This is a genomic window from Pseudomonas sp. SDO52101_S400, from assembly GCF_054071635.1.
This window is the reverse complement of record NZ_JBSVWF010000095.1, coordinates 1-13,405: the sequence shown is the minus strand read 5'-3', so window position 1 is coordinate 13,405 and position 13,405 is coordinate 1. Positions and strand designations below refer to the sequence as shown.

Annotated in this window: 11 protein-coding genes, 1 tRNA gene and 1 riboswitch; of the genes, 1 reads left to right on the top strand and 11 read right to left on the bottom strand. The window is 60.6% G+C overall.

What is annotated here, in order from left to right; genetic code table 11:
* Nucleotides 1-156: 156 nt before the first annotated feature.
* From ACW9HX_RS27860 to ltaE, 5 genes are all read right to left on the bottom strand, one after another.
* Nucleotides 157-247: transfer RNA gene (locus ACW9HX_RS27860), tRNA-Ser, on the bottom strand.
* A gap of 62 nt (nucleotides 248-309) precedes the next feature.
* Nucleotides 310-498, bottom strand: a complete 189-nt coding sequence (csrA, locus tag ACW9HX_RS27855; protein ID WP_002554426.1) for a carbon storage regulator CsrA — start codon at nucleotides 496-498, stop codon at nucleotides 310-312.
* Nucleotides 499-684: 186 nt separating this feature from the next.
* Nucleotides 685-1,926 (bottom strand): aspartate kinase, encoded by a 1,242-nt coding sequence (locus ACW9HX_RS27850; protein WP_007951048.1) that lies wholly within the window; start codon nucleotides 1,924-1,926, stop codon nucleotides 685-687.
* Nucleotides 1,927-2,016: 90 nt separating this feature from the next.
* Nucleotides 2,017-4,635: an alanine--tRNA ligase gene (gene alaS / locus ACW9HX_RS27845; RefSeq protein WP_457383048.1), complete on the bottom strand. Its 2,619-nt coding sequence runs from the start codon at nucleotides 4,633-4,635 to the stop codon at nucleotides 2,017-2,019.
* Between the two features lie 146 nt (nucleotides 4,636-4,781).
* Entirely contained in the window at nucleotides 4,782-5,786 is a 1,005-nt protein-coding gene (gene ltaE, locus ACW9HX_RS27840) for a low-specificity L-threonine aldolase (RefSeq protein ID WP_457383047.1), read from the bottom strand.
* 197 nt (nucleotides 5,787-5,983) lie between these two features.
* Nucleotides 5,984-6,155, top strand: a riboswitch (FMN riboswitch).
* A 102-nt stretch (nucleotides 6,156-6,257) separates the two neighbouring features.
* Here ltaE and ACW9HX_RS27835 point away from each other — a divergent pair.
* On the top strand, nucleotides 6,258-6,767 hold the full coding sequence (locus ACW9HX_RS27835; protein WP_457383046.1) for a 6,7-dimethyl-8-ribityllumazine synthase: 510 nt from the start codon (nucleotides 6,258-6,260) through the stop codon (nucleotides 6,765-6,767).
* Between the two features lie 153 nt (nucleotides 6,768-6,920).
* On the opposite strand, the gene astE is transcribed toward ACW9HX_RS27835, so the two are convergent.
* The 6 genes from astE to aruF form a co-directional block, all read right to left on the bottom strand.
* Complete coding sequence (gene astE, locus ACW9HX_RS27830) at nucleotides 6,921-7,931, bottom strand: succinylglutamate desuccinylase (RefSeq protein WP_457383045.1); 1,011 nt, start codon at nucleotides 7,929-7,931, stop codon at nucleotides 6,921-6,923.
* A 12-nt stretch (nucleotides 7,932-7,943) separates the two neighbouring features.
* Nucleotides 7,944-8,234, bottom strand: a complete 291-nt coding sequence (locus ACW9HX_RS27825; protein ID WP_457383044.1) for a topoisomerase II — start codon at nucleotides 8,232-8,234, stop codon at nucleotides 7,944-7,946.
* Nucleotides 8,235-8,296: 62 nt separating this feature from the next.
* Nucleotides 8,297-9,643, bottom strand: a complete 1,347-nt coding sequence (astB, locus tag ACW9HX_RS27820; protein WP_248742489.1) for an N-succinylarginine dihydrolase — start codon at nucleotides 9,641-9,643, stop codon at nucleotides 8,297-8,299.
* Between the two features lie 137 nt (nucleotides 9,644-9,780).
* Nucleotides 9,781-11,250, bottom strand: a complete 1,470-nt coding sequence (astD, locus tag ACW9HX_RS27815) for a succinylglutamate-semialdehyde dehydrogenase (RefSeq protein WP_457383049.1) — start codon at nucleotides 11,248-11,250, stop codon at nucleotides 9,781-9,783.
* Nucleotides 11,247-12,272, bottom strand: a complete 1,026-nt coding sequence (astA, locus tag ACW9HX_RS27810) for an arginine N-succinyltransferase (protein WP_457383043.1) — start codon at nucleotides 12,270-12,272, stop codon at nucleotides 11,247-11,249. The genes astD and astA overlap by 4 nt, the downstream gene beginning before the upstream one ends.
* 51 nt (nucleotides 12,273-12,323) lie before the next feature.
* A complete protein-coding gene (gene aruF, locus ACW9HX_RS27805; protein WP_025112905.1) occupies nucleotides 12,324-13,343 on the bottom strand; it encodes an arginine/ornithine succinyltransferase subunit alpha in 1,020 nt (339 codons plus the stop codon).
* Between the last annotated feature and the right edge of the window lie 62 nt (nucleotides 13,344-13,405).

Below are 13,405 nucleotides of genomic sequence, written 5' to 3'. Positions count from 1 at the left end.
GACCGCTCGGTTCGTAGCCGAGTACTCTATCCAGCTGAGCTACGAGTGCATTTGTTGCGCCGCATTATAGCCCGTCTAATCTCTATTCCAACCACTTTTTCTATAAATTTCAACAACTTACAGAAAAAGCCAGATTACAACGTACTAAGCAAATAATGGCGGAGAACGGGGGATTCGAACCCCCGACACCCTTGTGAGGTGTACTCCCTTAGCAGGGGAGCGCCTTCGGCCACTCGGCCAGCTCTCCGCAACACGGGGCGTATCTTAACCAACCTTTTCCCCGTTTGCAAACATAAAAATCGATAAAAATTAATGGCTTGGTTCTTCGTCCTTCTCTTTCTTTATACGCAGATAAATTTCCTCACGGTGCACGGCCACCTCTTTCGGGGCGTTGACGCCGATACGCACTTGATTTCCTTTAACGCCGAGCACGGTCACGGTGATTTCGCCATCACCGATAATCAGGCTTTCTGCGCACCGACGAGTCAGAATCAGCATACCTTTCTCCTCACGCAATTCAGTTCAGGGACAACAGTCTGCAAAAAAAAGGCACCCGACCTACAACCGGAGCGATCGTAGCCCTACATGCCTGAGTATTGACCAGCGCGAGCAAAAGAACAGTTCAGGGCTCGCGCCATTCAAAAAATAAAGGGCGCGGTCAGACCGCGCCCTTCAGATAACGCATCACTCGCCCTGACGGGCCGGCGCGTCCAGTTCGAAAGCCGTGTGCAGGGCGCGCACGGCCAGTTCCAGGTACTTCTCTTCGATCACCACGGAAACCTTGATTTCCGACGTCGAGATCATCTGGATGTTGATGCTTTCCTTTGCCAGGGATTCGAACATGCGGCTGGCCACGCCTGCGTGGGAACGCATACCGACGCCGACGATCGAGACCTTGGCAATCTTGGTGTCGCCGACAACTTCACGGGCACCGATCTCGCGAGCGGTGTTTTCCAGCACGGTTTGCGCCGACTGGTAGTCGTTGCGGTGCACGGTGAAGGTGAAGTCGGTGGTGTTATCGTGCGCGACGTTCTGCACGATCATGTCGACTTCGATGTTCGCGGCACTGATCGGGCCGAGAATCTTGAACGCCACGCCCGGGGTGTCTGGCACGCCACGGATGGTCAGCTTGGCTTCATCGCGGTTGAAAGCGATGCCGGAAATGATCGGCTGTTCCATGGTTTCCTCTTCATCAATAGTAATGAGGGTGCCCGGACCCTCCTTGAAGCTGTGCAGTACGCGCAGCGGAACGTTGTACTTGCCGGCGAACTCCACCGCGCGGATCTGCAGCACCTTGGAACCGAGGCTGGCCATTTCCAGCATCTCTTCGAAGGTGATCTTGTCCAGCCGCTGAGCGACCGATACCACACGCGGGTCAGTGGTGTAGACACCATCGACGTCGGTGTAGATCTGGCACTCGTCAGCCTTCAACGCAGCGGCCAGCGCCACGCCGGTAGTATCGGAACCGCCACGACCCAGGGTCGTGATGTTGCCGTGCTCATCGACGCCCTGGAAACCGGCGACCACAACCACGCGGCCGGCCTTCAGGTCACCGCGAATCTTCTGGTCATCAATCTGCAAGATACGCGCTTTATTGTGCGCACTGTCCGTCAGGATCCGCACCTGATTACCGGTGTACGACACCGCCGGCACACCACGCTTGATCAGCGCCATGGCCAACAGGGCAATCGTCACCTGCTCACCGGTGGAAACGATCACGTCCAGTTCACGCGGAACCGGTTGATCTTCGCCACTGATTTGCTTGGCCAGATCGATCAGACGGTTGGTTTCGCCGCTCATTGCAGACAGCACAACCACCAGGTCATCGCCGGCATCGCGGAATTTCTTAACCTTGTCGGCGACCTGCTCGATTCTCTCGACAGTGCCGACCGAGGTGCCTCCAAATTTCTGTACGATCAAAGCCATTTCAAAGCCGCCTCTGCCCATGAAGGGCGCCCAATAATCACTCGAACAGCCGCCGGGCCCGCCACTAGACTGCGGGCCCGACGGGCCGTCTTATAAACCCTGCTCGACGAATGGAACGGTCAGCGCCAGTGCGCCATCCAGTGCGCCGGCGTCGACACCGCCGCCCTGCGCCATGTCCGGACGACCACCGCCCTTCCCGCCCACTGCCGCAGCAGCCTGTTTCATCAAATCACCGGCTTTGAGTTGGCCAGTCAGGTCTTTGGTCACGCCTGCAACCAGTACGACCTTTTCCTCATGGACACTGCCGAGCAGGATCACTGCGCGGCCGAGTTTGTTTTTCAGCTGATCGACCAGCGCCAGCAGCGCCTTGCCATCCTGACCATCCAGACGTACGGCCAGGACTTTCACGCCCTTGACGTCCACGGCCGAGGCCGACAGGTCGTCGCCCGCAGCGGCGGCAGCCTTGGCCTGCAACTGCTCGAGCTGCTTTTCAAGCGCACGGTTGCGCTCCAGCACAGCCGAAAGCTTGTCGATCAGGTTGTCGCGACTGCCCTTGACCAGGCTGGCCGCTTCCTTGAGTTGTTCTTCAGCCGCGTTCAAGTAGGCCAGCGCCGCAGCGCCGGTGACCGCTTCAATACGACGTACACCCGATGCCACACCGCCTTCGCTGATGATTTTCAGCAGACCGATGTCGCCGGTACGGTTGGCGTGGATACCGCCGCACAGCTCGACGGAGAAATCACCGCCCATGCTCAGCACGCGCACGTTGTCGCCGTACTTCTCGCCGAACAGCGCCATCGCGCCTTTCTGCTTGGCGGTTTCGATGTCGGTTTCTTCGGTTTCTACCGCCGAGTTCTTGCGGATCTCGGCGTTGACGATGTCTTCCAGTGCTTTGATTTGCTCAGGCTTGATCGCTTCAAAGTGGCTGAAGTCGAAACGCAGGCGCTGACTGTCGACCAACGAACCTTTCTGCTGAACGTGTTCGCCCAGCACCTGACGCAATGCAGCGTGCAGCAAGTGGGTGGCCGAGTGGTTCAACGAAGTCGCATGACGCACTTCGGCATCCACGTGGGTTTCCACTGGCGCGCCGATGATCAGGCTGCCGGACGCCAGCACGCCGTGGTGCAGGAACGCGCCGCCGGTCTTGGTGGTATCGCGCACGTCGAAACGGCTGTTGCCGGCCTGCAGATAACCGCAGTCGCCCACCTGACCGCCGGACTCAGCGTAGAACGGCGTCTTATTCAGAACGATCACCGCCTCTTCGCCTTCACTCAAGACGTCGACCGACTGGCCATCTTTATAGATAGCGACAATTTTCGCCGAACCGCTGGTGTCGGTGTAACCGGTGAACTCGGTGGCCACATCAACCTTGACCAGCGTGTTGTAGTCCAGACCGAACGAACTGGCCGAACGTGCACGAACACGCTGGGCTTCCATCTCGCGTTCGAAACCGACTTCGTCGATGGTCAGGCTGCGCTCGCGAGCGATGTCCGCAGTCAGGTCCATCGGGAAACCGTAGGTGTCGTAGAGTTTGAACACCACGTCACCCGGCACCACGGTGCCTTTGAGCTCAAGCAGATCCTGCTCGAGGATCTTCAAGCCGTGATCCAGGGTCTTGGAGAACTGCTCTTCTTCGGCCTTGAGCACGCGCTCGATGTTGGATTGCTGCTTCTTCAGTTCCGGGAATGCTTCGCCCATCTCGGCGACCAGCGCCGCAACGATCTTGTAGAAGAAGCTGCCGGTGGCGCCCAGCTTGTTACCGTGACGGCAGGCACGACGGATGATCCGGCGCAGCACATAGCCACGGCCTTCGTTGGACGGCAGCACGCCGTCGGCGATCAGGAAACCGCACGAACGGATGTGGTCGGAAACAACCTTGAGCGAAGACTGGTCGCCATTTTCGCAGCCGATTGCCTCAGCCGAAGCTTTCAGCAGGTTCTTGAACAGGTCGATGTCGTAGTTGGAATTGACGTGCTGCATCACCGCACTGATCCGCTCCAGACCCATGCCGGTATCCACCGACGGTGCTGGCAGCGGATGCAACACGCCGTCGGCGGTGCGGTTGAACTGCATGAACACGTTGTTCCAGATCTCGATGTAACGGTCGCCGTCTTCTTCCGGCGAGCCTGGAGGGCCGCCCCAGATGTGGTCGCCGTGATCGTAGAAAATTTCGGTGCATGGGCCGCACGGACCGGTATCGCCCATGGTCCAGAAGTTGTCGGATGCGTAAGGCGCACCTTTGTTGTCGCCGATGCGAATCATGCGCTCGACCGGCACACCGACTTGCTGGGTCCAGATGTCATACGCTTCGTCGTCGGAGGCGTAGACGGTCACCCAGAGCTTTTCCTTCGGCAGCTTCAGGACACCGGTCAGGAACGTCCAGGCAAAGGTAATCGCGTCGTGCTTGAAATAGTCACCGAAACTGAAGTTACCCAGCATTTCGAAGAAGGTGTGGTGACGGGCGGTATAACCGACGTTTTCCAGGTCGCTGTTCTTGCCACCGGCACGCACGCATTTCTGGCTGCTGGTCGCACGGGTGTACGCGCGCTTTTCCTGGCCCAGGAAGCAGTCCTTGAACTGGTTCATCCCCGCGTTGGTGAACAGCAGGGTTGGGTCGTTGCCCGGAATCAAAGAGCTGGAGGCTACACGGGTGTGGCCTTGCTCTTCGAAGAAGCGAAGGAAGGCTTCACGGATTTCTGCGCTTTTCATTAGGTTCTTCCACGGAGGCTGCGGCCAAAGGCCTGTACGAAACGTCAACAGACGAAACGACGGCAAAGGGCCGCATTATATCGGCCCTGCGCGCGGGGTACAGCGTGTTTATACGATAGAAACGGTCAATTGGGCCGCTAACGCTGTCACTTGCGCGAAAACTCGACGAATGTCGCGATCACTTGCTCGATTTGCGAACGATTGACGTCCATGTGCGTGACCATCCGCAGACGGGCGGCAGCGCTCAATTTGATTCCGCGCTCGGCGGCAAACGCCTTGATCGCCCCGGCCTTATCGCCTATTTGCACGTAAACCATGTTGGTCTGTACCGGCTCGACGGCAAAACCTGCCTCGCGCAGGCCTTCAGCCAGAAATTGCGCGTTGGCATGGTCTTCCGCCAGACGCTCGATGTTGTGATCCAGCGCATATAGCCCCGCCGCCGCCAGCAACCCGGCCTGACGCATGCCGCCGCCGACCATTTTGCGCAGGCGCCGCGCCTTGCCGATCAACTCGGCCGAACCGCACAGCACCGAACCGACCGGCGCGCCGAGGCCTTTGGACAGGCACACCGACACCGAATCGAAGTGTTGCGTGATCTCCCGGGCATCGACCCCAAGCTTGACCGCCGCGTTGTACAGCCGCGCACCGTCCAGATGCAGCTGGAGACCATGGTTCTGAGTGAACTGGCGGGCCCGGGCCAGATAGTCCAGCGGCAGCACTTTGCCCTGCATGGTGTTTTCCAGCGCCAGCAAACGGGTGCGGGCAAAGTGAAAATCGTCAGGCTTGATCGCCGCCGCCACCTGATCCAGGTCCAGCGAGCCATCGGCCTGCACTTCCAGCGGCTGTGGCTGGATCGAACCGAGCACCGCGGCGCCACCGCCCTCGTACTTATAGGTGTGCGCCTGCTGCCCGACGATGTACTCGTCACCGCGCTCGCAGTGCGCCATCAACCCCAAGAGGTTGCTCATGGTGCCGGTCGGGACGAACAGCGCAGCGGCGAAACCCAGCCGTTTTGCCAGTTCGGCTTCCAGACGATTGACCGTCGGATCTTCGCCATACACATCATCACCGGTGTCCGCCGCGGTCATCGCGTCGAGCATGGCGGGAGTCGGTTGGGTGACGGTGTCGCTGCGAAGATCGATAACGCTCATGTACCTGGCCTCAAGTCAGCAGGGGAAATCCCTTTTCGAAGAGGAATTACTGCGGGCATGGCGCGGATTAATCAACCCTCGCGCAAGGAAAAGTCGTTTCCACGCTTCGAAAAATCCGATGGCAATCATCACAAAGGCGCAATGCACGCCCCCGCAATCTGTGTTAAAAACGCTGCGCCGCCCGATAAAGGGTAGCGAAACGTTCTCAGGGCGGGGTGCAATTCCCCACCGGCGGTAATTGCGCGCAATGCGCATAGCCCGCGAGCGCTTGGTGACGGACACGGCAAAAACCGTGAGCGGCGGCAAGGTCAGCAGACCCGGTGTGATTCCGGGGCCGACGGTCACAGTCCGGATGAAGAGAGAACGGGATTGACGCCAAAGGGCCGTCCGCCGTGTTCGTGCGAGCGTGCGTACCCTTGAATCCCTTTCGATTCATAACGCCCTGTTTTTCACACAAACAGGAGTCAGAACATGCAACCCACCGCTATCGACAGCAAAAGCAAACACACTCACGGCGAGCGCGTCGCGTTCATCCAGGCCTGCTGGCACAAGGAAATCGTCGATCAGAGCCGTAAAGGCTTCCTCGCTGAAATGATCGCCCAGGGCTATCAGGAATCGGACATCGATTTCTTCGAAGTCGGCGGCGCCTTTGAAATGCCCTTGCACGCCAAGCTGCTGGCCAAGACCGGTCGTTATGCCGGTATCGTCGCGGCTGCCCTGGTGGTGGACGGCGGAATCTACCGTCACGAATTCGTCGCCCAGTCGGTGGTCAGCGGCCTGATGCAGGTTCAACTGGAAACCGAAGTGCCGGTGTTCTCGGTGTCCCTGACCCCGCACCACTTCCATGCCGGCGAAGAACACCACAAGTTCTTCTTCGAGCATTTCGTGCACAAGGGTCAGGAAGCGGCGAAGACCTGCGCCGATACGCTGCAGAAAGTGCGTGCATTGCGCCGCACCGAGCCGCGCGCTGTCGCGGTATAAACACGATGAGTGAGATCTCTGGTCTCACTCTTCCCCTGTGGGAGCGGGCTGGCCCGCGATAGCGGTGGATCAGTCACGATAGATGTTGGCTGACCGACCGCCATCGCGGGCAAGCCCGCTCCCACAGGGGTTTATGTCGAGACGGAAATGGGGTCAGGCAAGGTTTTCGTCAGTAGTCGGCACGATCAGAATGCCCGCCCGCAGGCCGTTCTTGACCTTGGGGTTGGGGAAGATAATCCGCGCACCCTGCTCTTCGATGATCCAGCGGGTATTGGCCAGGTCTTCCGCCAACACATAACCCACATCCAGTTCCGAAAAGTTTTCGATGTCCGCCGGCAGGTTCAGGCGGAACGCATCGCTGTGCTTGATGATTTCCCGGGCCACGCTGAACAACTGCAGACCGTCCAGCCCCTGCTCGGCCATTTCCGGCTCGGTGCCTTCGATGATCTGCTTCAGACGGGTTTCCAGCAGCGACACATTGACCCCGGCGTTCTGCCCGAATGGCCGCGCCTTGCCCAGTTCCAGGGTGAAAGACTCAGCACCGAGCTTGTCGTAGGTGTAGGAGCTGAACACGATCGAAGGTTTGTTCTGCAACAGCACCGCTTCCATGCCGGCGGCGCGCAGTCGGGCCAGCTCCTGACGGGAATGCTGGCGACCTTCCTTCCACGGATACAGGGCGAACTGCTCGATCTTCGAGCCGCGAATCGCGGTGTGCAGGTCGTAGTGCAGGCGTTGGCGATCAGGCAGACTGAAGAAACTCGCGGCCAGACGTTCCAGCTCGCAGGCACGCAGGGCTTCGGAGCCGCTGCTTTGTTCGTGACGGCCGTTGAACAACCGATTGACGTCCTGCTCGACGAAACGCTCGCCCTTGCGAATCGCTTCCGGGTTACCGAACAGGAACAGAATGCGTGCGCGCGGCTTCAAGTCGCCGCGGGCGATGTCATGCAGCAACCGGTCGAGCAATTCGATCGGTGCCGTCTCATTGCCGTGGATGCCTGCCGACAGCAGCAGGTCCAGGCCATTGTCGCGCGCTTCGGGTGGCCGGACTTCCAGCGCACCCTCGCTCAACCAGCGCATACGCACGCCTTCGACAGTCAGTTGAGTCTTCTCCGCCGGTTCGCGGCCGGCGAGGGTCAGTTCAAGCAGTTTGCCGAGAGCGAGCATAGAGCGGTTTCCTTAGTGGTCGTGGTTGCAATCCGGGCCGTGCACGTGGCCGTCATCGTCGCCGAGGCCAGCCGGTTCCATCTCCAGTTGCAGACTTACCAGATTAGTCGCCATTGGGCGCAGCAGCAGGTTGGCGTACTCTTCGTCGCCTTCTGCGAGATCCACGCCGATCAACAGCTGGCCGCTGCCGTCCTGCTGGATGAACAGCTCTTTGCCTTGCCACATGACCGCGAAGCGGGTGCAGGAAACCTCCGTTCTCTTGCCGTCGGTGTCTTCAAGGATAAGCTGCAGGGAATCGCTCATGTCTTTTTTACGCTCTGTGGGGGAGACAAGCCGCGCACCGCGTTCAGGCAGCGCGCCGGCCATCAATTGATCTGGAATGGATAAACCGCGCCCAGTTTAAGGATTTGCGTCAGTTCATCCAGTGCCGTCCGGCATTCAAGCAGCAATTGCGGATCCGCCAGATCGCTTTCGCTCAGGCGGTCGCGGTAGTGCTTTTCAACCCATGCGGTCAACGAACCGTACAACGGGGCGGTCATGATAACCCCTGGGTTGACGGCCGCCAGCTCGGTTTCGTTGAGCGCGACGCGCAGTCGCAGGCACGCCGGGCCACCGCCGTTCTGCATGCTTTGCTTGAGATCGAAGACCTTCACTTCGCGAATCAGGCCGCCGGAACTGGTCAGGCCTTGCAGGTAATTCCACACGCGCTCGTTGCCACGGCACTCTTCCGGCACGATCAGCAGCATCGAACCATCAGGACGCGACAGCAATTGGCTGTTGAACAGGTAGGAGCGCACCGCGTCGTCTACGGTGACTGCAGAACGCGGCACGCAGACCGACTGGAACTTGCCGCCGACCTTGGCCAGTTTGGCTTGCAGTTCGGCCAGCATGTTCTCGGTGTCGAGGAACGCGTCCTCGTGATAGAACAGCACCTCGCCGTTGCCCACCGCGATCACGTCGTTGTGGAACACGCCCTGATCGATCACCGCCGGGTTCTGCTGCGCGTAGACCACGCCGTCGTCACGCAGGCCGTGCAGACGGGCAACCGCTTGCGAGGCTTCGAGGGTCTGACGCGCCGGGTATTTCTGCGGTGCCGGATAGCGGGTGTCGAACGCACTGCGACCGAACACGAAGAACTCAACACCAGCCTCGCCGTACTCACGGCAGAAACGCGTGTGGTTGGCCGCGCCTTCGTCGCCGAACTGCGCCACCGCCGGCAATGCGGCGTGGTGAGCAAAGTGTTGCTGGTCAGCGAACATCGCACCGAGCACGCGGCTGGTGGTCGGGTGCTCGATGCTGCGGTGATATTTGCAGTTCAGGTTGGCGGCGGTGAAATGCACGCGACCGTCAGCGGTGTCGGCACTCGGGCTGACCGTGGCGGCGTTGGCCACCCACATGCTCGACGCCGAGCAACTGGCGACCAGCAGCGGCATCGCTTCTTTTGCGGCGCGCTCGATCACCTGGGCGTCGGTGCCGCTGAAACCCAGACGGCGCAAAGCAGCCACGTCCGGACGCTCCTGCGGTGCAAGAACGCCCTGCTGAAAGCCCATTTCCATCAGCGCTTTCATTTTCGCCAGGCCTTGCAGCGCCGCTTCCTTCGGATTCGAGGACTGCTGGCTGTTGCTCTGGGACGCAACGTTGCCGTAGGACAGACCACCGTAGTTATGGGTCGGCCCCACTAGACCGTCAAAATTGACTTCATAGGATTTCATCAGCGAGGCTCCACGAGAATCTGTTGTTATAGGCTTCAGTAACTATTCTTCAAGACCGAGGCGCGGCCATCGCTGGCAAGCCAGCTCCCACACGGATCTCATCGCCCTTGTGGGAGCTGGCTTGCCAGCGATGTACATCACGCCATTTTCACGCCGGGGGTCAGAGCTGCCGGCAACACCAGGCTCGGGGTTTCCAGCGAGGCCACCGGGTACGCGCAGTAATCCGCCGCGTAGTAGGCACTGGCGCGGTGGTTGCCCGAAGCGCCGACACCGCCGAACGGCGCGCTGCTCGCAGCACCCGTCAGCTGTTTGTTCCAGTTGACGATACCGGCACGGCTTTCCAGCCAGAACTGCTGGTAGCGCTCTTCGGAATCCGACAACAGGCCTGCGGCCAGACCAAAAGCGGTGTCGTTGGCTTCGGCAATCGCCGCCGCGAAATCGGCGTAGCGGATCACTTGCAGCAACGGGCCGAACAGTTCTTCGTCCGAACGCTCGGCAACTGCCGTTACATCAACGATGCCCGGAGTCAGCAGCGCCGACTGCGCCTGCGGTTGAGTCATTGCCAGCAGCGAAACAGCGCCATTGGCCAGCAGATGCGCCTGGGCGTCCATCAAGGCTTCTGCCGCGCCAAGGGAAACCACCGAGCCCATGAACGGCGCCGGTTGCTGATCGAACGCGCCGACCTCAATGGTCGAGCTGACCTCCACCAGACGCTTGAGCAGGCTGTCGCCCCACGCGCCTTGCGGCACCAGCAGACGACGGGCGCAGGTGCAACGCTGGCCGGCAGAAATGAACGCCGACTGAATGATCGTGTACACCGCTGCATCGAGGTCGGCGACCTGATCGACCACCAGCGGGTTGTTGCCGCCCATTTCCAGCGCGAGGATCTTGTCCGGACGACCGGCGAACTGCTGGTGCAGGTGATTACCGGTACGGCTCGATCCGGTGAAGAACAGACCGTCGATGCCCGGATTCGCCGCCAAAGCGATCCCGGTTTCACGGGCGCCTTGCAGCAGGTTCAGCACGCCGGCCGGCAGACCGGCTTCGATCCAGCACTTGACCGTCAGCTCGGCGACTTTCGGGGTCAGCTCGCTTGGCTTGAACAGCACGCTGTTACCGGCCAGCAGCGCCGGCACGATGTGGCCGTTCGGCAAATGGCCGGGGAAGTTGTAAGGGCCGAACACCGCCACCACGCCATGCGGTTTGTGGCGCAACACGGCGGTGGCGTCGCCCAGCGGGCCGCTCTTCTCGCCGGTACGCTCACGGTAGCTCTGCACCGAGATCGCGATCTTGTTGACCATGCTGGTAACTTCGGTCGCGGCTTCCCACAACGGCTTGCCGGTTTCCTCACCGATGGTGCGGGCCAGTTCGTCGGCGTGGTTTTTCAGTGCGGCGGCGAACGCTTCGAGCACGCTGATACGGTCTTCGAGCGTGCGACGGGCCCAGCCCGGGAACGCCTGACGCGCAGCCTGCACGGCGGATTCGACCTGAGCGGCAGTGGCGCCCTCCCCCGACCACAGCACTTGCTGGGTCACCGGGTTCAGCGATTGAAAGGCCTCGCCCTGGCCGGCCAGCCACTCACCTGCGATGTATAGCGAATTCATTATTTCGACTCCCGGGCAGCAGACAACGCCACGGCGCGAACCTGATCGCCAGCGTTGAGTTGAAGACGTTTGGCGGTCAGCGGATCGACCACCAGCGTGCCTGCGGCCAGTCGTGCTGGAGCGGCAGTGATGCGGCAGTCTTCGCGTTTGCGGTTATGGATGATGAACGGCGTGGCGTCGTCGCCAGGCGTGCCGACGGCCAGCACCAGCGCCTCGCTGTCACGCACCGCGCGGATCTTGCTGGTCTCGCATTCAATGGCGGGACCTGCGTCGAAGATGTCGACGTAGCCCTGATAGCTGAAACCTTCGCTCTTGAGCATCGCCAGCGCCGGCTCGGTATCCGGGTGAACCTGGCCGATAACGTTGCGCGCATCCGGCGACAGGAAGCAGGTGTACAGCGGGAATTTCGGCATCAGTTCGGCGATGAACGCCTTGTTGCCCACACCAGTCAGGTAATCGGCCTGGCTGAATTCCATCTTGAAGAAATGACGTCCCAGGCTTTCCCAGAACGGCGAACGGCCGGCTTCATCCGACACACCGCGCATCTCGGCGATGATCTTGTTGCCGAACAGCTCAGGGAACTCGGCGATGAACAGCATGCGCGCCTTGGACAGCATCCGACCGTTGAGGCCGGTGCGGTAATCGGCGTGCAGGAACAGCGAGCACAGCTCGGAGTTGCCGGTCAGGTCGTTGGCCAGGAACAGCGTCGGAATCTCGCGATAGATGTTCAGCTCCTGCGAGGCGCTGACGGTCAGGCCGACGCGGAAGTTGTACCAAGGCTCACGCAGACCGACCGCGCCGGCGATGGCGGAAATCCCCACCACGCGACCGTTGTCGTCTTCGAGCACGAACAGGTAGTCCGCGTCACCACGGCCGGCTTCACCGCGAAAGGTCTTCTCGGCCCAGCCGACCCGATGGGTCAGGCGCTCTTCATTGGCCGGCAAAGTGGTCAGGCCGGTGCCGGTGCTGCGGGCCAGGTCGATCAGAGCGGACAAATCGCTGCTGCGTACGGGACGAACAATCATGCTATCTCCTCAAACGGGCCGCCGTGGCCACCCGTGAAACTCGCTAAGGCGTTAAACCGCCACCAGGCGCACGCTGGCACCTTCACCGACGCCCAGGGCTTCGGCTGCTTCCAGATCCAGGGTCACCGGTTTGCCCGGTGCGTAATCCAGCTCCAGCAGTACCGCGCGGTAATCCTGCAACTGGGCATTGGCCACCAGATACTGGCGCCCGGCACCTTTGACCGGCTCGCCGATCTTCACCGGCACCACACGGCTCTGGGCGATCGAACGGATCCCCGAGACACGCGCATGCAGGGTCGGGCCACCGTCAAAGATGTCGATGTAGTGATCGGTCTCGAAGCCTTCGCGCATCAGGATGTCGAAGGTGATCTGCGCACGCGGGTGCACCTGGCCCATCGCTTCCTGAGCGGAGTCCGGCAGCAGCGGCACGTAGATCGGGTAATGCGGCATCAGTTCGGCGAGGAACGTGCGGCTTTTCAGGCCACACAGGCGCTCGGCCTCGGCGTAGTTCAGGTCGAAGAAGTTGCGACCGATGGCGTCCCAGAACGGCGAGTCGCCGTTTTCATCGCTGTAACCGACGATCTCGGTGACTACCGAATCGGCGAAACGCTCGGGATGGCTGGCGACGAACAACAGACGGCCACGGGAGTTGAGTTCGGCCCACGGCGAACCCACCAGCTCGCGCTGCACGTAGAAACTGGTCAGCAAGCTGTTGCCGGTCAGGTCGTGGCATTGCGAGAGCACGTGGATCTTGTTGTGGATCTTCAGCTCGCGGGAGGCGTGCACAAAGGTCTCGTTGCGAAAGCTGTAGAACGGCTCGGAATAACCGGCCGAAGCAACGATTGCCGAGCAGCCCACCAGTTTGCCGGTGGCGGTGTCTTCGAGGACGAAGAAGTAACTTTCTTCACCGTTGAAGCTCACTTCGGCGGCAAACGAGGCTTCGCTCGCGGCGATCTTGTCGCTCAGGCGTTCAACGTCATCCGGCAAGGAAGTGACACCAATCGGGCTGTCCGCAGCCAGACGCTGTACCTCGCCCAGATCAGCCATTTGCGCGGGGCGCATCACCAGCATGGTGTCACTCCTTTCTCTTATAAATTCACAGAAAAATAACCGGGCACTGACTGCATACACAG

What these genes read in the sequence shown, in the direction of transcription:
- csrA (WP_002554426.1), bottom strand. Translation starts at nt 498, where the DNA reads ATGCTGATTCTGACTCGTCGGTGCGCAGAAAGCCTGATTATCGGTGAT.
- ACW9HX_RS27850 (WP_007951048.1), bottom strand. Translation starts at nt 1,926, where the DNA reads ATGGCTTTGATCGTACAGAAATTTGGAGGCACCTCGGTCGGCACTGTC.
- alaS (WP_457383048.1), bottom strand. Translation starts at nt 4,635, where the DNA reads ATGAAAAGCGCAGAAATCCGTGAAGCCTTCCTTCGCTTCTTCGAAGAG.
- ltaE (WP_457383047.1), bottom strand. Translation starts at nt 5,786, where the DNA reads ATGAGCGTTATCGATCTTCGCAGCGACACCGTCACCCAACCGACTCCC.
- ACW9HX_RS27835 (WP_457383046.1), top strand. Translation starts at nt 6,258, where the DNA reads ATGCAACCCACCGCTATCGACAGCAAAAGCAAACACACTCACGGCGAG.
- astE (WP_457383045.1), bottom strand. Translation starts at nt 7,931, where the DNA reads ATGCTCGCTCTCGGCAAACTGCTTGAACTGACCCTCGCCGGCCGCGAA.
- ACW9HX_RS27825 (WP_457383044.1), bottom strand. Translation starts at nt 8,234, where the DNA reads ATGAGCGATTCCCTGCAGCTTATCCTTGAAGACACCGACGGCAAGAGA.
- astB (WP_248742489.1), bottom strand. Translation starts at nt 9,643, where the DNA reads ATGAAATCCTATGAAGTCAATTTTGACGGTCTAGTGGGGCCGACCCAT.
- astA (WP_457383043.1), bottom strand. Translation starts at nt 12,272, where the DNA reads ATGATTGTTCGTCCCGTACGCAGCAGCGATTTGTCCGCTCTGATCGAC.
- aruF (WP_025112905.1), bottom strand. Translation starts at nt 13,343, where the DNA reads ATGCTGGTGATGCGCCCCGCGCAAATGGCTGATCTGGGCGAGGTACAG.